The organism is Methylobacterium mesophilicum, assembly GCF_022179445.1.
Classification (GTDB): Bacteria; Pseudomonadota; Alphaproteobacteria; order Rhizobiales; family Beijerinckiaceae; genus Methylobacterium; species Methylobacterium mesophilicum.
Genome location: NZ_BPQU01000003.1, coordinates 122623 through 138559, shown reverse-complemented (window position 1 = coordinate 138559; position 15937 = coordinate 122623). Strand labels below are relative to the sequence as shown.

The following is a 15937-nucleotide window of genomic DNA, read 5'->3' as shown; positions in this document are numbered from 1 at the left end:
CAGCCGGCCTCCCGGTATACAGGCACCGTTCCGACACCTGAGATGCAGGCCCGCATGACCACCGCCGACGGATTCGCCGCCGCCCCCACCCGCCGTGCCCTTTTGGCCGGAGCCGTGGGTATCGCCGCGGGATCCCTGCCGGCGATCGCACACGCGGCCGAGCCGGCCGGCGCCAACCCGGCGACGACCCTGCCGGGCGCCGGCGCACCGTTCGAGGCCGGGACCCTCGCCGACATCGCCCGGGCCCGGGCCTCCGCTCCCTACGCGGCGCCGAAGACCGACGACGTGCCGGCGGTGCTGAAGGCGCTGTCCCGGGACGCCTACGAGGCGATCCACCCGGTGCCCGGCCGCGCGGTCTGGGCCGGCCGGGACTTCGGCTACGAGGTCGAGCCGCTGCTGCGCGGGTCGATCTTCGACACGCCGGTGTCGCTCTTCGTCGTGGAGAACGGGCTGGTGCAGCCGATCGCCTACGACAGGGACAGCCTGATCGCCGCCAACATCGCCCTGCCGGAGCTGAACGCCGACACCGCCTTCTCGGGGTTCCGCCTGCGCGCCCGCTTCCGCGACGGGACCGAGCTGTCGAACTTCGCGCTGTTCCAGGGCGCCTCGTTCTTCCGCCTCGTGGCCGAGGGCCAGGATTTCGGCATCAACGCCCGGGCACTGGCCCTGCGGCCGGCCGATTCCCGCGGCGAGGAGTTCCCGCTGTTCCGCGCCCTGTTCATCGAGGCGCCCGCGCCCGGTCAGCCGATCGTCGTGCACGCGCTGGTCGAGTCGGAATCGGCCGCCGCCGCGTTCAAGCTCACGCTGACGCCGGGCCGCGAGGCCTCCGTGGCCGGGATCGACGGCACCGTGTTCGCCCGGGCCGAACTCGACCATATCGGCCTCGGCGGCATGCAGGGCAGCTACCTGTTCGGTCCGCTCGACCGGCAGAAGGTGGACGACCTGCGCGCCGCCGCCTTCTCGGTGGAGGGGTTGGCGATCCGCAACGGCTACGGCGAGCCGATCTGGCGCCCGGTGCACAATCCCGAGGCGCTGCAGGTCTCGGCCTTCCTGGACCGGGGGCCGAAGGGTTTCGGCCTGATGCAGCGCGCCCGCTCGTACGACGACTTCGAGGACGACCGTCGGCACTGGGAGCGGCGCCCGTCCCTGTGGATCGAGCCGCAGGACGATTGGAGCGAGGGCGCGGTGACGCTCCTCGAGATCCCGAGCGATTCGGAGCTGAACGAGAACGTGTTCGCCTACTGGCGCCCGAAGGCCAAGCTCGCCAAGGGCGGCGAAATGCGCTTCCTCTGTCGCCAGCACTGGTCGAGGGGCTGGCCCGATCCGCTGCCCCCCGAGCTCGCCCGGGTGAAGGACAGCCGCTGCGGCCACGGCAGCGCCGGCAACCGGCGCCTGTTCGCGGTCGATTTCGAGGGTGACGGGCTGACCCGGCTCGAGGACATCGAGGTGGCGCTCAGCGCCTCCGCCGGGACGATCACCCGGCAGGATCGGTTCCCCTATCCCGAGCGCCGGACCCTGCGGGTGCTATTCGAGCTCGATCCCGGCAGCGAGCGGGCGAGCGAATTGCGCCTCGGGCTCCGGCGCGGACAGGAGCGGGCCAGCGAGACCTGGCTGTTCCGCTGGACGCCGTGATTTTCAATCGCCCATCACCCCGAGGATCACACCCCGCCGTGCGCCTGGACGAGACCACCACGTTGACGCCGCCCGCATCCAGCCCGGATGCCGGCACCGCGCGCCCTGAGAAGACTGCTGCGATGCCACCTGAGGCGCCCCTGGCGATGCCGGTGCAGGACCTCTCGACCTGGGATCGCACGGGCGGCCACCGGCCGGCGCGACCGCGAAAAAATCCCTGGGCGGCCCGGCTGTTCGTGTTCGGCGGCGCGCTGGCGCTCACCTTCTATGGCGGCTGGCAGATGGTCGAGACCGTGTCGGTCTCCGGCAGCCCGACCGCCTTGCAGCTCGTCCTGGTCGTGCTGTTCTGCCTGACCTTCTCGTGGATCGCCCTGGCCTTCACCAGCGGCCTGCTCGGCTTCGCGATGCTGCTGCGCCGGCCGCGCCCGGCCCCGGTCCCGACTGCGCTCCACACCCGTACCGCCGTGCTGATGCCGGTCTACAACGAGGCGACGGCCCGGACGTTCGCCGGCGTCGAGGCCATGCGCGAAGCCGTGGAGGCCACGGGGCTCGGCGACCACTTCGACTGGTTCGTACTCTCCGATTCGACGCAAGCCGACGCCTGGATCGCCGAGGAGCGCGCCTTCCTCGACCTGCGCCACCGCCTCGGCCCGGATGCCCGGCTGTACTACCGGCATCGGCCGAAGAACCATCACCGCAAGGCCGGCAATATCGGCGACTTCGTCACCCGCTGGGGCGGCCACTACGACCACATGCTGGTTCTCGACGCCGACAGCCTGATGAGCGGTCCGGCCGTGGTGGCGCTCGCGGCCGCCATGGAAGCCGACCCGGATTCGGGCATCGTCCAGACGCTGCCGCTGATCATCAACCGCAACACCCTGTTCGCCCGTCTCCAGCAATTCGCCGCCCGGATCTACGGACCGGTGATCGCCGCCGGGCTGTCCGCCTGGTCGGGTCGCGACGGCAATTACTGGGGCCACAACGCCATCATCCGCACACGGGCGTTCGCGCAGGCCTGCGGGTTGCCGGACCTGCCCGGTAAGCCGCCCTTCGGCGGCCACATCCTGTCCCACGACTTCGTCGAGGCAGCCCTGATCCGCCGCGCCGGCTGGGCGGTCTACATGCTCCCGCAACTGCCCGGCTCCTACGAGGAGAGCCCCCCTTCGCTGATCGACGTGGCGGTCCGCGACCGCCGCTGGGCGCAGGGCAACCTGCAGCACGCCCGGGTGATCGGCGCTGCCGGCCTGCACCCGGCCACGCGCCAGCACTTCGCCACCGGCATCGCCGGCTACCTCGCCTCCCCGCTCTGGCTCTGCCAGCTCGTGGTCGGTATCCTGCTGGTCCTGCAGACCGCCACGGAGCGGCCGGACTACTTTGGCGGCGCCGGGTTCTCGCCGGTCTTCCCGCGGTTCGATCCCGTCCGCGCGCTCCAGCTGTTCGGCCTGACCATGGCGGTCCTGCTGGCCCCGAAGCTCCTGGGCCTGATCCTGGCCCTCCTCGACGGACCGGTGCGGCGGGCCTGCGGCGGCGCCGGCCGGCTGATCCTGTCGAGCCTCGTCGAGGTCCTGCTGTCGGCCCTGGTGGCGCCGGTGGCCATGGTGATCCAGTCCGGATCGGTGATGGGTATCCTGCTCGGACGCGACACCGGCTGGAATCCGCAGCGCCGCGACGACGGCTCGATCCCGATGCGGGACATCGTGGCCCGCCATCGCTGGCATACGGCGCTCGGCCTGGTCGCCGGCATCGCGGCCTTCGCGCTCGCGACCTCACCGTTCCTCTGGATGAGCCCCACGATCCTGGGCTTGGTCCTGGCAATCCCGATCTCCTGGGCGAGCGGCCAGCTCGGCCTCGGGCTGGCACTCAAGCGCCGCCGGTTGCTCGCGACACCCGAGGAGGAGACCCCACCGGAGATCGCCGTCCGGGCCGGCATCCTGGCGGCCCGCAACGCCAGCCAGGGGCTCGACGAGGCCGATGCACTCGCCGCGCTCCACGCCGATCCGACGCTGGCCGAGGCCCATGCCCGCATGCTCCCCGTCGGCCTGTCACGGCCCCGGGGTGCCATCGACCCAGACCAGACCCTGGCCACCGCCAAGATTTGCGAGGCCGCGACCGTGACGGAGGCTCGGGCCTGGCTTTCTCCGAAGGAACGCATGGCGCTGCTTCACGACCGTGCCCTGCTCGATCGGCTGGTACGGCTGGAGCACGACAACGCTCGGGAATGACGGACCGGAATACTGGGACGCGGATGCTTCGGGCTCGAAGTCCTGAAGCACCCGCTCATAGATACCTATCGCCGCACGGGCGGCGACAAGGCGCTGCGTTACTGGTAGGATTGAGTATCGTCGGCTGACCGCACGAGCGCCGATGGCTGAGAGACTCGTCTGGACTCCCGCTCGAACTGCACGGGGGTTTGCCGATGCCGCGCTACTACTTTCACTACCAGGATCACGTGACCAGCCTCGACGATGACGGTCTGGAGCTTGCCGACCAGAACGCGGCTCGTGTCCAGGCGGTGGTCGCCGCCGCCGAAATGCTGAAGGATCTCGGCGGAGCGTTCTGGGATAGCCCGAATTGGCGGTTCTGGGTCACGGACGAGAGCGGCGCGGAGATCTGCGCGCTGCGGATCGCGCCCGGCTAGAACGCGATCCCGAACGGTGGCCGCCGGCTGCCGGGACAAGACGATGCGGATCAATCGGACCGATCTCGCCGACCTTGGAACCTTCGTCGCCATCGCACGCCACCGTAGCTTCAGGCGGGCGGGCCTTGCGCTTGGCGTCAGCGCGTCAGCATTGAGTCATGCGCTCAAGGCGATGGAGGCACGCCTCGGCGTCCGCCTCGTCAACCGCACCAGCCGGAGCGTGACCCTGACCGCGGCCGGCGAGGATCTGCTCGCTTCGCTCGACGCACCGTTCGCGGCGATCGGGAGCGCCCTCGACGTGCTCAACCGGCACCGGGAGCCGGCAGAGGCAACGGGGCGGATCCGCCTCAACGTGCTCGAACATGCGAGTACGCTTCTGCTCGCGCCGGTTCTGCCCCTCTTCCAAGCGCGTCATCCGCGGGTGGAGATCGACGTCCGGGTCTCCAACGATCTGCTCGACGTCGTGGAGACCGGGGCCGATGCGGGCATCCGCTATGGCGGAACGGTGCCCCAGGATATGGTCGCGCAACGCCTATCGGCCGATCTGCGCTGGGTGGTGGTCGGCGCTCCTGGCTATCTCGACCGGAATGGAACGCCCGACCATCCGTCCGACCTCTTGGCACACCGGTGCCTGCGCATTCGCCTCGGCGACGAGAGCCTCTACCGGTGGGAGTTCGAGAAGGGATCCGAGGCGCTCGCGCTCGACGTTCCGGGCGCGGTGACGATCGACAACACGCAGTTCGCCCTGACGCTCGCAATGTCGGGCGGCGGCCTCGCCTATCTCCCGGAGCCCTGCGTCGGACCGGCCGTCGCCCGAGGCGACCTGCGCATCGTGCTGGCGGACTGGGCCCCGACGGGCGCGGGGTTCCACCTCTACTATCCCGGACGCCGCCAACTCCCGACGGGATTGCGCCTCCTCCTGGACCTGATCCGCGCGGTGAAACCGCTCGGCCTGTAGAGGTGGCGCCACCCGGCGATGAGTTCGACTCATCGATCCGATGAGGAAGGGACGGCTGACCGGCGACCCCTCCAGAGTCTACGTCGAGCACCTCATCGAGGTCAGCGAAGAGATCGAGACATGCGCAGTTTCACCGGGAAGGTCGCCTTCATCACGGGCGCAGCCAGCGGCATCGGCCGCGCCGCCGCGCTCGCCTTCGCGCAGGAGGGCGGGCGCGTCGCGATCACCGACCGCACGGAGGCTCCGCTGGAGCAGCTCCGCGGCGAGATCGAAGCGGGCGGCGGTGAGGAAGTGGCGATCCGCTGCGACGTCTCGGTGCCGGAGGACGTGGAAAACGCGGTGGCCGCCACCGTCGAGCAATTCGGCAGGCTCGACTGCGCCTTCAACAACGCCGGCGTCGAGAACACGGCCGCTCCGGTCCACCAGATCGCCCTGGACGCGTGGGACCGGATCATCGCCATCAACCTGCGCGGCACGTTCCTGTGCATGAAGCACGAGATCGCGCAGATGCTGCGCCAGGGCGGCGGCGTGGTGGTCAACACCGCGTCCGGCGCCGGCATCCGGGGCGTGGCGGGCGGGGCGAGCTACGCCGCCTCCAAGCATGCCCTGATCGGGCTCACCAAGTCGGCCGCCCTCGATTATGCGAAATCGAACATCCGGGTGAACGCCGTCCTGCCCGGGAACATAGCGACGCCGATGATGGACCGCTTCACCGGTGGCGATATCCAGAAGGCGATCGACCTCGAGCCGGTCGGGCGGCTGGGTAAGCCCGAGGAGATTGCGGAAGCCGTCTTGTGGATGTGTTCCGACCTCGGCGCCTTCGTGACCGGTGCGTCGATTTCGGTCGATGGCGGTTGGTCGCTCTGAGGGACGTTTACGCGACGACGGAGGATCGATCGAATGGACATCAAGCGCAGCGGAAGCCAGCCGTCGGGCCCGGGACCGTCCGAGTGGTTCACCGGCACGGTACGGATCGACCCGCTCCAAAGCGCGCCCGATCCCGCACGCGTCGCCATCGCTAGCGTGACCTTCGAGCCAGGTGCGCGAACCGCGTGGCACACGCACCCCCTCGGTCAGACGCTGATCGTGACCTTCGGGCGCGGTTGGGTCCAGCGCGAGGGCGGTACGGTCGCGGAGGTCGCGCCGGGCGACGTGGTCTGGTTCGAGCCCGGCGAGAAGCACTGGCACGGTGCCACGGCGACGACGACGATGACCCATATCGCCATCCAGGAGCGGTTGGACGGCCAGGCCGTGACCTGGCTGGAACAGGTGGGCGACGACTCGTTTCACGGCCCGTGACGCGGTTGCTCGCATCACGGGCCGAGTTGCTCGGAGCCGAGCGCTCTGTTCGACACGCACGCTGTCGCCGGACCGGCCCTACATCCGCGGCGGTGTCGGATTGGCCCACGTGAGGGCTGATTAACCATTCAGCACCTAGGGTCGGCTCAGCCCAAACGGAGCTGTCCATGACCCTGGTGTTCGCGTTCCTGCTGCTGCCCCTCGCCCTGGCCATCGTGCTGGCCCGGGGGGAGCCGGTGCGCACCATCAGCTGCCTCGGCGCCATGGGCGTCGGCTGCTTCATCGCCTGCTGGAGCGTGATGGGATTGCTGCGTCATCGCGACTGACGCCCGGCGCGCTACAGGAAGCCGCTGGCCCGGGGAGCGCCGGCGAGATGACGTCCGGCCCGGGCAACGAGCTGCGCGAACGCCATCGCGGCCGCCGTGGCCTGCGCCCGAGACGGGAAGCCCCGCCGCGACTCGGCTATCGGCTCCTCGGTCTCGTTCATGAGAACCCAGGTCCAGCGCGTCCGGTCGGTGGCGCGGATCTCGAAGCGCATGGGCTGCTCGCCGGTCCAGAACAGGCCGCCCCGATTCCGGCACCGATCGGTGACGGGGTGATGACGGGCGGCGACGAATCCTCAGCCGACCGGCTCAGCCTCGCGCCTCGGACCCTGGGCAGCGTCGCCGGAGATGTTTGCGCGGCGACGGCGCCGCACGCGTTTGGGGATACGCTAGCGCTGCTGCATCTCGGGCGTTCGATCGCCAATCCGTCGTAGCGATCGCGCGTCCCGAACTTCATCCCCGCCGGCAATGCCGCGAGCGCTAATGGGGGGCGGCCGCCCGGCGCCTTGCATCCGACCGCGCGGAGGCTATGGCAGGGCCCCGCCCCTCGCCCGTCGGAGCCCGCATGATATCCGTGACCGCGCTGATCGCCCAGGAACTCGGGGTTGGGGAGGCGCAGGTCGCCGCCGCCGTTGCGCTCCTCGACGGCGGCGCGACGGTTCCGTTCATCGCGCGCTACCGCAAGGAGAATACCGGGGGGCTCGACGACACGCAGTTGCGCAAGCTCGACGAGCGGCTGGTCTACCTGCGCGACCTCAACGACCGCCGCACCGCCATCGTGGCGAGCGTGCGCGCCCAGGGGAAGCTGACCCCGGTGCTCGCCGCCGCCCTCGACGCCGCCGACACCAAGGCGCGCCTCGAAGACCTCTACCTGCCATTCAAGCCGAAGCGCCGCTCCAAGGCGCAGACCGCCCGGGAGGCCGGGCTCGAGCCTCTGGCCCAGGCGCTGCTGACGAAGCCCGAGATCGCACCCGAACGCGCCGCCGCGGCGTTCGTGTCCGCCGAGACGGGCATCGCCGACACCGAGGCGGCGCTGGAGGGCGCCAGGGCCATCCTGATCGAGCACCTCGCGGAGGATGCCGATCTGGTTGGCCGCTTGCGCGCGGATTTCTGGCGGAGCGGCCAGCTAACGTCGAAGATCCGCAAGGATAAGGTCGCGGAAGGCGCGAAGTTCTCGGATTACTTCGAATGGAGCGAGCGCCTGGAGCGGATGCCTTCGCACAGGATCCTGGCGATCTTTCGCGGAGAACGCGAAGGCATCCTGGACGTCGCCCTCACCGCCGACGGTGAAGAATCGGACCCCGGCCGCCCAGGCCCGTTCGAGACCGCGATCTGCAGCCGGCATCGCATCGCCGCGCGGGGCCGGCCGGCCGATGCCTGGCTGCTGGACGTCGTGCGGGTCGCCTGGCGCACCAAGATCCGCACCGGGATCAAGCAGGATCTGCGGACCCGACTGTTCGAGCGCGCCGAGGACGAGGCCGTGAAGGTCTTCGCCGGCAACCTGAAGGATCTGCTGCTCGCAGCTCCCGCGGGCGGGCGGGCGACGTTGGGGCTCGATCCGGGTTTCCGGAACGGCGTGAAGGTCGCGGTGGCGGACCGGACCGGGCGGATCGTGGCGGTGGAGACCACCTATCCGCACGAGCCGCAGCGGCGCTGGAAGGAGGCGGTCGCGAGCCTCGGACGGCTCTGCCGCACGCACAAGGTCGAGCTGATCGCCATCGGCAACGGTACCGCCTCCCGGGAGACCGAGCGGCTCGCCGCCGAGATCGTGGCGGCCAATCCCGACCTGACGCTCGCCAAGGTCACGGTCTCGGAGGCCGGCGCCTCGGTCTACTCGGCCTCGGAGATCGCCTCGCGGGAACTGCCCGATCTCGACGTGTCCCATCGCGGTGCCGCCTCGATCGCCCGCCGACTGCAGGATCCCCTCGCCGAACTGGTGAAGATCGATCCCAAATCGATCGGTGTCGGCCAGTACCAGCACGACATCAGCGAGGCGAAGCTGTCGCGGCAGCTCTCAGCGGTGGTCGAGGACGCGGTGAACGCGGTGGGCGTCGATGTGAACACCGCCTCCCCGGCCCTGCTGGCACAGGTCTCCGGCCTCGGCACGTCGATGGCGGACAGGATCGTGGCGCATCGCGACGCGAACGGCGCGTTCCGGACGCGCACGGCGCTCAAAGCGGTCCAGGGCCTCGGCCCGAAGACGTTCGAGCTGGCTGCCGGATTCCTGCGCATCCAGGGCGGGGACGATCCCCTCGACGCCTCGGGCGTCCACCCGGAATCCTACCCCGTGGTCCGCCGGATCCTGCAGGCGACCAAGAGCGACATCCGTGTGCTGCTGGGCAACGCTGCGGCCCTGAGCCAGCTCTCCCCCGAAGCCTTCGCGGATGCTCGCTTCGGCACCCCCACCGTGCGCGACATCATCAGCGAGCTGGAGAAGCCCGGACGCGATCCGCGCCCCGCCTTCAAGACCGCGAGCTTCGAGGAGGGTGTCGAGAGCATCGGCGACCTCCGCCCCGGCATGCAGCTCGAAGGCGTCGTGACGAACGTCGCCGCCTTCGGCGCCTTCGTGGATATTGGCGTCCACCAGGACGGGCTCGTCCACATCTCGGCGATGGCGCGCCGTCGCATCGCATCGCCCGCCGAGGTGGTCCGGACCGGCGAGGTGATCCGGGTGCTGGTGCTCAACGTCGATGTCCCGCGCAAGCGCATCGCCCTGTCGATGCGGCTCGACGACCCGATCGAGCCCGGTTCGCCGGTGCGGCGCCCCGGCGAACCGGCGCCGGACCCGAAGCGGATGCGCTCCGGTCCACCCGCGGAGACCGGGGGCGCCCTCGCGGATGCGCTCCGCCGGGCGGGGACGACGCCCGGCAAGCGAAGCTGAGAACGCCTTCGTCCGGACAGAACCGGACGCGGCACGAACGGAAACGGCCGGGGCGAGGCCCCGGCCGTTCCGATCGTGCGTGAGCCGAGGCTTACCGCAGGAGCTGCAGGATACCCTGCTGCGCCTGGTTCGCCAGCGACAGGGCCGAGATGCCCAGCGACTGACGGGTGGACAGGGCCTGCGAGTTCGCAGCCTCCTGGTTCAGATCGGCCGAGGTCAGGTTCGACGCGCCGGTATCGAGCACGTTGATCAGGTTCTTGCTGAAGTCCTGACGGTTCTGCACCACCGACAGGTTCGAACCGAAGGTCGAGGCGTCGGTGCGCAGCTGGCTGGAGGCGGTCGTCAACTTGCCCAGCGTCGTGTTGATGTCGGAATTGAGCAGGAAGTTGCCCTGCCCGATCGTCGACGTCTTCGCCGAGGTGCTGGTGATCGAGGTCAGCCCCAGACCGCTCGAGGTCTCGTCGGTCGCGCTGACCGTGAGGTTCGAGTTGCCCTTCGGGTTGAAGTTGATCGTCAGGTTGTTGTTGTCGCCCTTGCCGTTGATCAGGTTCGTGCCGTTGAAGCTCGAATCGCCGGCGAGCTGATCGATCTGGGTCAGCAGGCTGTTGTACTGCGAGGCGAGCGTCGCCCGGGCCGTCACACCCGACACGCTGAGGTCCGAACTCTGGCCGGCCGCGGCGGTGGTGCCGTAGGTCGGGCCGGAGGACGCCGTGCCGCCCGAGAAACCGAGCGCCGTCTGGTCGGCCGAGGTCTTGAATTCCACGTCCGAGGACGCGTTCATCACGATCTTGGTGCCGTCCGTGCTCTTCGAGAAGCTGCCGGCGCCGACCGCGGTGTTGAGCTTGGTCAGGGCCTGGTCGAGGGTGTCGGTCGTGGCCAGCGCGACGGTAGTCGCCGAGCCGTTCACGTAGAGGTTCAAGGTGGTGGCGGTGGCCGGGGCCGAGTAGGCGGTCGAGGCGGTGCCGGTGGTGGTGATCTGCGTGGACAGCGCCTGGTTGGCGACCGACTTGGCCTGATCGACCAGCTTTTGGATCGAGGTGATGCCCTGGTTGGCGGCCTGGATCGACTGGATCCCGTTCGAGATACCGTCGAGCAGGTTGCCGAGATCGCCCGAGCGCTGGCTGAGGGACTGGGAGGTGAAGAAGCTCACCGGGTTGTCGAGGGCCGAGGAGACCTTCAGGCCGGTGGAGAGCCGGTTCTGAGTGGTCGCGGTCAGCGAAGCCGTGTCCTGCAGGGAGAGCAGGTTCTGGCGGGTGGCGGCGGTGAGGGTGACGCTGGAAGACATCGGGACGATCCTTTTGATCGAGAAGCCGTCTTATTGGCGGCTCCTGCGATGTATCGCCCAACCGCTTGCCGAGATATTAATTCGATCTCTCAAAAAATGTATCTGCGCGGCATGGTTAAAAATATTTATCCGAGATTGAACGCGGGCGGTATTTTCAGATATTTGGATCGAATACTGTGATCGCGAAGTCAGAACTCCAAAATCGTTGCGGCAATAAGCACCATCCTCGGGCGACTATGTTCAGAATGTTGTTTGTTTTCGCACTTGGAGACGCCGTAGACCGTTTCCGTTATTGCTCTGGATATCATTCCCAGATTACCGCAAATCCGAACGTCGCCTCCTGACGCTCTGGTCCGTCACAGGCGTGCTGTCGTGAGCCATTGGCGGCCCGTCTGAACGACCAGCGAGTGCACGGCATGCGCTTCGAACAGTTCGATCTCAGAGCGCTCGCCGTTGAGAAGCATACCGGTTCGGCATCGGCGAACGGTTCGAATCCAGGACCTCGGGCCGCGCGCGCAGGCACTCAGCGCCACATAGGGTGACCGGTCCATCCCGATCATCGCTGCATTGCAGGACGGGAGGGCGCCTCGTCGCAATGCGGCCGTCACGCGGGACCGGAGACCCGGATCGTCAGCCGGCCATCGGAGAAGCCCGCTGCCGGCTGTGCCGTCAGACCTGCGCGCCGGACAGCCAGTCGCGCCACATGCCCCGGAACGCCGTCGCGACATCCTCGGCCAAGCTGGCGTGGTCCATGAGCGCGCTGCCATGCAGACGCTCGCGAAGGCCGTTCCGGATCGCGCGAAGGCGCTCCGGATTCGTCGCCAGGTCTCGGGCGATCGCCACGTAGGCGTCCTCGGTGTCGGCGATCAGATCGGGAAGGTCCATCGCCGTGAGCACCGAGACCCCGGTGCGTGCCGCCGCGTGTGCGCCACGCAGGGTCACGAACGGTACCCCCATCGACAGGGTGTCGTAGCTCGTGGTGCCGCCGTTGTACGGGTACGGATCCAGGGCGATATCCACCCTGTGGTAGAGTTCGTGATAGCCGCTGTTCACGCGCGGCTGGAAGTTCACCCGATCGAGGGGCATCCCGGCTGCGGCGAGGCGCTTATCGACCGCCTCGCGGACTTCCACGGTCCCGATGTCGCCCACCACCATGAACAGACGCGCGTCAGGCACCGCCAGCAGGATGTCGGCCCAGGTCTTCAGGGCCGCGTCGCACACCTTGGTCAGGCGGTTGAAGCACCCGAAGGTGATGTATCCCGCATCCTCGAAAGGCGCGCGCTCGCGGACGGGTGGCAGGTCGTCGACGCCCCTATAGGTCGCCGTGACCCGCGGCAGGCGCCAGAGGCGCTCCGCGTGCAGGGGCTCGGCCAGGCCGGGCGGGTCCGTGATCGGGTCGGTCAGGCGATAGTCGATGGCGGAGAGGCCGGTGGTGCCGGGATGCCCGATCCAGGTGACTTGGACGGGCGCGGGCTTGCGGGCGAACACGAGCAGACGGTTGCCGGCGCTATGCCCGGAGAGATCGACCAGGATGTCGATCCGGTCGGCCTCGATCCTGTCAGCCGCGGCGTCGTCGTCCAGGCAGGCGAGGTTGGTCCAGCCGTCGAACAGCGGCTTGAGCCGCTCGGAGACCGCGTCCTCGCTCGCGTGGGTCATGTAGGCCTGTATCGAGAAGGCCTCCCGGTCGGCGGCGCACAGGTACGGCTCGAAGAAGCGGACCAGCGCGTGGTTGCAGAAATCGCCAGAGATGAAACCGATGCGCAGCCGGCGCTCGGGGTCGCGATCGTTGGCGAAGGGGCGGCGGCGCAGCAGCGGATCCGCGTAGCGGCGGCCATAGGCCAGCGCGTCTTCGGCGTATTCCGTGTGCGGAATATCCGCAGCGTAGAGCTTTGCGAACAGGCGGTTGGAGGCGACGAACAGCTTCGACGGGTCGAGACCGAGGGCGCGGTCGAACGCCTCCACGGCCTCGCCCAGGCGCCCGAGGGCCAGCAGGGCGCTGCCGCGGTTGCTGTGCGCGCCGGCATTCCCGGGCTCGAGCACGATCGCCCGCTCGGCATGCTGCAAGGCCTCGCCGTACCGGAAGCGCCGTTGATAGACCCCGGCGATGTTGGCATGGGCAATCGCGAGATCGGGATCGAGTTCGAGGGCCTTCTCGAGTGCCGAGATGGCGCCGTCATGGTCGCCGCGGTTGGTCAGGACCGAGCTGAGCCCGCTGAAGAACAGCGGGTTCTTCGGCTCGCGGTAGAGCGCGATGCTGATCAGGTCGTAGGCCAGCTCCGGCCGGTTCGTCCGGGCCGCGATGGCGCCGGCGAGATAGGTCGCGTGGGCGTGGCTGTCGTCGAGGAGCAGAACCAGGTCGAGCAGGGCCTCCGCCGGACGGAACTCGCGCTGGTCGTAGCGGATCTGCGCCGCCGCGAAGGTACGCTCCATGAAGGCGGCGTCGAGCGGTTGCGCCTCACGCCCGAAACCCTGCGCCTTGTAGCGCTCCAGGATCGCTCGCGCATCGGGCTGCCGTTCGACGGCCAGCAACGCTGTGGCGAGCGCCAGCCAGTAGCCCGGCCGCTCCGGGGCACCTCGCAGCGCCGCGACGAAATGGGTCACGGCCTTTTCGGGCGCGCGGCTGGCTGCGATCTGGCCGAGTTCGTAATGCGCTTCGGGATGATTGGGCTCGGCATCAAGCACGCGGCGCAGGCTGGACTCGGCCCGATCGAATCGCCCCGAGGCGCGATGGTCCCGAGCCTTCGTGAGGCTGCGCATGGCAGCCGCCCCCGACGCAGCACCGCGTGCCCGCCCGCCATACTGATCGAGCATTCCGCGCCCTCCCGTCGCGCGGAGATTGCGAATGCATCGTTAAGGCCGCGTAAATCCGGCCCTGAACAGCTTTATCGTGCGTATCGGACCACATCGGATCCGCCGAGCGAGCCAGTGCAACGTATGTCCGGTGTCGAGGGTCCACTTCGCAGGCAGGCACGGTGGCGGAAGGGGTGGGATTCGAACCCACGGTAGAGTTGCCCCCACGGCGGTTTTCAAGACCGCTGCCTTAAACCACTCGGCCACCCTTCCCGGCCGCGCCTGCGGCACACCGGTTATGGCGGCCCCGGGCGCCGCGTCAACCGCAGAACGAGCGGTTGACCTGTCTCCGCATTCCGCCTATCTCACCGCCCACGCCTGAGCCGACACGTCGGCGCGGACGTTGCTCGGTTGCGCCGACCTTGGGCCGACAGACGCGATGGGGGATAGTTTAACGGTAGAACGGTGGACTCTGACTCCTCTAGTCCTGGTTCGAATCCAGGTCCCCCAGCCATCGAATTCAGCCCGCCCGGTCAGTGACTTGGCGGGTTTTTCGTTGCCTGAATGCGCTCAGCAGCCGGTTTGACAACATGTGCAGGTTTGCCACCGCCTGCAGCGCAACGCGGGCTGACTTACGCGCGATACCGCTGGAACACGAAGTCCTTGTTCATGGTGCCTCGCTCCCCGGTCACAGCATCGTAGACCCCTTATTCCTCGGCTCAATTTAGCTGAGATTGGAGTAAGCTCCAAACACCCTGGTATCTCTCCTCGAAATATCAGTATCCGGACGTCAACTCCCGAACGGCGCTCATCCGCTTGAGGATGATGCTGGCGTTCACGCCACCGAACCCGAAACCGTTCGAGAGCGCGTAGTCCACGGTGGTGTGCCGAGCCTCCGGTCCGATGAGATCCAGGCCTGTCGCGCCCTCGTCGGGATCGGTCAGATTGAGGGTGGGCGGCAAGATTCCTTCGCGCAATGCCTGCACCGTGATGATCGCCTCCAGCCCGCCGGCGGCACCGAGGAGGTGACCGGTCGCGGACTTCGTCGAGGAAATGGCCGGTCCGTCCTCGGCGAAGACGGACCTGAGTGCCGCCAGCTCCCCCGAATCGCCGACCGATGTCGCGGTCGCGTGCGCGTTGACGTAGCCGATGGCGGCGGGCTCCAACCCTGCCATGGCCAGGGCCGTGGTGATCGCCTGGCGGGCGCCGCTGCCATCCGCGGGGCCGGCGGTGAGGTGGTAGGCGTCGGCGCTTGTGCCGTACCCGACCAGTTCGGCCAGCGGGACCGCGCCACGCGCCTGCGCGTGCGTCAGCGTTTCCAGCACGAGGATGCCGGCGCCCTCGCCCATGACGAAGCCGTCGCGGCTTCGGTCGAACGGCCGCGACGCTGTGGCTGGCGTGTCGTTGAAGGCCGTCGAGAGGCTGCGCGCGGCGGCGAAGCCGCCGAGCGCGACGCGTGTGACGCAAGCTTCGGCACCGCCGCAGACGACGACATCGGCCTCGCCGGCGCGAATGAGGCGCATGGCATCTCCGATGGCTTGGACACTCGCCGCGCAGGCGGTGACGGGAGCCCCGAGCGGTCCCTTGAAGCCGTAGCGGATGGAGACATGGCCGGCGGCCAGGTTGACCAGGAAGGCCGGCACCGTGAACGGCGACAGGCGCTGCGCACCGCGGGTGCGCACGGTCTCCACGGCGTCCGTAATGGTCTGGAAGCCCCCGATGCCGGAGGCCACGATGGTCGCGGTGCGGACCCGCTCCCGCTCGCTGGAGGGTTTCCAGCCCGACTGCCGAAGCGCCTGTTCCGCGGCCGTCAGCGTGAACTGGATGAACCGGTCCATCTTGCGGAGGTCCTTGACCGGGATGAGGGCGCCCGGATCGAACCCGTCCGGATCCTCATCCCGGGACGGCACGAGCCCGGCAACCTTCGCATCGATGTCGGGGACGAGGTCGTCCGGCAAGCGCCGCAAGCCGGATTCCGATGCGACGAGCCGGCGCCACATTCCTTCGACGCTGCAGCCGAGCGGGGAGACGACGCCCATTCCCGTGACCACGATCCGTTCGCGCATCTTCATCCTCTCGCGGAGTTCTGGGTATGCCGCGGACGGCGCACGGCACATGCGGATCCCGGCAG

Annotated in this window: 12 protein-coding genes and 2 tRNA genes; 9 read left to right on the top strand and 5 right to left on the bottom strand. The window is 68.8% G+C overall.

The annotated features are described in order from the left end of the window. The first annotated feature begins 54 nt into the window (after window positions 1–54). From MFF40_RS05100 to MFF40_RS05070, 7 genes are all read left to right on the top strand, one after another. Window positions 55–1632, top strand: a complete 1578-nt coding sequence (locus MFF40_RS05100) for a glucan biosynthesis protein D (protein WP_238259843.1) — start codon at window positions 55–57, stop codon at window positions 1630–1632. A gap of 38 nt (window positions 1633–1670) precedes the next feature. Next, the gene (gene mdoH / locus MFF40_RS05095) at window positions 1671–3854 is read left to right on the top strand and encodes a glucans biosynthesis glucosyltransferase MdoH (RefSeq protein ID WP_438804097.1); all 2184 of its coding nucleotides are present in this window, start codon (window positions 1671–1673) and stop codon (window positions 3852–3854) included. Window positions 3855–4048: 194 nt separating this feature from the next. Then, window positions 4049–4270: a DUF6894 family protein gene (locus MFF40_RS05090; protein ID WP_238259842.1), complete on the top strand. Its 222-nt coding sequence runs from the start codon at window positions 4049–4051 to the stop codon at window positions 4268–4270. A gap of 43 nt (window positions 4271–4313) precedes the next feature. Continuing rightward, window positions 4314–5228, top strand: a complete 915-nt coding sequence (locus MFF40_RS05085; RefSeq protein WP_147853376.1) for a LysR family transcriptional regulator — start codon at window positions 4314–4316, stop codon at window positions 5226–5228. Between the two features lie 120 nt (window positions 5229–5348). After that, the gene (locus tag MFF40_RS05080; RefSeq protein WP_238259841.1) at window positions 5349–6095 is read left to right on the top strand and encodes an SDR family NAD(P)-dependent oxidoreductase; all 747 of its coding nucleotides are present in this window, start codon (window positions 5349–5351) and stop codon (window positions 6093–6095) included. A 33-nt stretch (window positions 6096–6128) separates the two neighbouring features. Then, on the top strand, window positions 6129–6527 hold the full coding sequence (locus MFF40_RS05075; RefSeq protein ID WP_238259840.1) for a (R)-mandelonitrile lyase: 399 nt from the start codon (window positions 6129–6131) through the stop codon (window positions 6525–6527). Window positions 6528–6694: 167 nt separating this feature from the next. Continuing rightward, entirely contained in the window at window positions 6695–6853 is a 159-nt protein-coding gene (locus MFF40_RS05070; protein WP_238259839.1) for a hypothetical protein, read from the top strand. A gap of 11 nt (window positions 6854–6864) precedes the next feature. Here the strand turns inward: MFF40_RS05070 and MFF40_RS05065 are convergent, their stop codons facing one another. Continuing rightward, a complete protein-coding gene (locus MFF40_RS05065) occupies window positions 6865–7065 on the bottom strand; it encodes a hypothetical protein (RefSeq protein ID WP_147853379.1) in 201 nt (66 codons plus the stop codon). Window positions 7066–7415: 350 nt separating this feature from the next. On the opposite strand from MFF40_RS05065, the gene MFF40_RS05060 reads away from it, so the two are divergent. After that, window positions 7416–9731, top strand: a complete 2316-nt coding sequence (locus MFF40_RS05060) for a Tex family protein (protein WP_147896671.1) — start codon at window positions 7416–7418, stop codon at window positions 9729–9731. A gap of 91 nt (window positions 9732–9822) precedes the next feature. Here the strand turns inward: MFF40_RS05060 and MFF40_RS05055 are convergent, their stop codons facing one another. The 3 genes from MFF40_RS05055 to MFF40_RS05045 all read right to left on the bottom strand — a co-directional run bounded on the left by MFF40_RS05055 (window position 9823) and on the right by MFF40_RS05045 (window position 14079). Next, window positions 9823–11016: a flagellin N-terminal helical domain-containing protein gene (locus MFF40_RS05055; protein ID WP_147896672.1), complete on the bottom strand. Its 1194-nt coding sequence runs from the start codon at window positions 11014–11016 to the stop codon at window positions 9823–9825. A gap of 669 nt (window positions 11017–11685) precedes the next feature. Then, a complete protein-coding gene (locus tag MFF40_RS05050; protein WP_238259838.1) occupies window positions 11686–13773 on the bottom strand; it encodes a tetratricopeptide repeat protein in 2088 nt (695 codons plus the stop codon). A gap of 216 nt (window positions 13774–13989) precedes the next feature. Continuing rightward, window positions 13990–14079, bottom strand: a tRNA-Ser gene (locus MFF40_RS05045). A 167-nt stretch (window positions 14080–14246) separates the two neighbouring features. On the opposite strand from MFF40_RS05045, the gene MFF40_RS05040 reads away from it, so the two are divergent. Then, a tRNA-Gln gene (locus MFF40_RS05040) sits at window positions 14247–14320 on the top strand. Between the two features lie 262 nt (window positions 14321–14582). Here the strand turns inward: MFF40_RS05040 and fabF are convergent. Then, window positions 14583–15872, bottom strand: a complete 1290-nt coding sequence (fabF, locus tag MFF40_RS05035) for a beta-ketoacyl-ACP synthase II (protein WP_378995463.1) — start codon at window positions 15870–15872, stop codon at window positions 14583–14585. Window positions 15873–15937 lie beyond the last annotated feature (65 nt).

Coding starts and splice junctions, on each gene's coding strand:
- MFF40_RS05090 (WP_238259842.1), top strand. CDS start 4,049: ATGCCGCGCTACTACTTTCACTACCAGGATCACGTGACCAGCCTCGAC.
- MFF40_RS05080 (WP_238259841.1), top strand. CDS start 5,349: ATGCGCAGTTTCACCGGGAAGGTCGCCTTCATCACGGGCGCAGCCAGC.
- MFF40_RS05070 (WP_238259839.1), top strand. CDS start 6,695: ATGACCCTGGTGTTCGCGTTCCTGCTGCTGCCCCTCGCCCTGGCCATC.
- MFF40_RS05075 (WP_238259840.1), top strand. CDS start 6,129: ATGGACATCAAGCGCAGCGGAAGCCAGCCGTCGGGCCCGGGACCGTCC.
- MFF40_RS05060 (WP_147896671.1), top strand. CDS start 7,416: ATGATATCCGTGACCGCGCTGATCGCCCAGGAACTCGGGGTTGGGGAG.
- MFF40_RS05100 (WP_238259843.1), top strand. CDS start 55: ATGACCACCGCCGACGGATTCGCCGCCGCCCCCACCCGCCGTGCCCTT.
- MFF40_RS05065 (WP_147853379.1), bottom strand. CDS start 7,065: ATGCGCTTCGAGATCCGCGCCACCGACCGGACGCGCTGGACCTGGGTT.
- MFF40_RS05050 (WP_238259838.1), bottom strand. CDS start 13,773: ATGCGCAGCCTCACGAAGGCTCGGGACCATCGCGCCTCGGGGCGATTC.
- MFF40_RS05085 (WP_147853376.1), top strand. CDS start 4,314: ATGCGGATCAATCGGACCGATCTCGCCGACCTTGGAACCTTCGTCGCC.
- fabF (WP_378995463.1), bottom strand. CDS start 15,872: ATGCGCGAACGGATCGTGGTCACGGGAATGGGCGTCGTCTCCCCGCTC.
- MFF40_RS05055 (WP_147896672.1), bottom strand. CDS start 11,016: ATGTCTTCCAGCGTCACCCTCACCGCCGCCACCCGCCAGAACCTGCTC.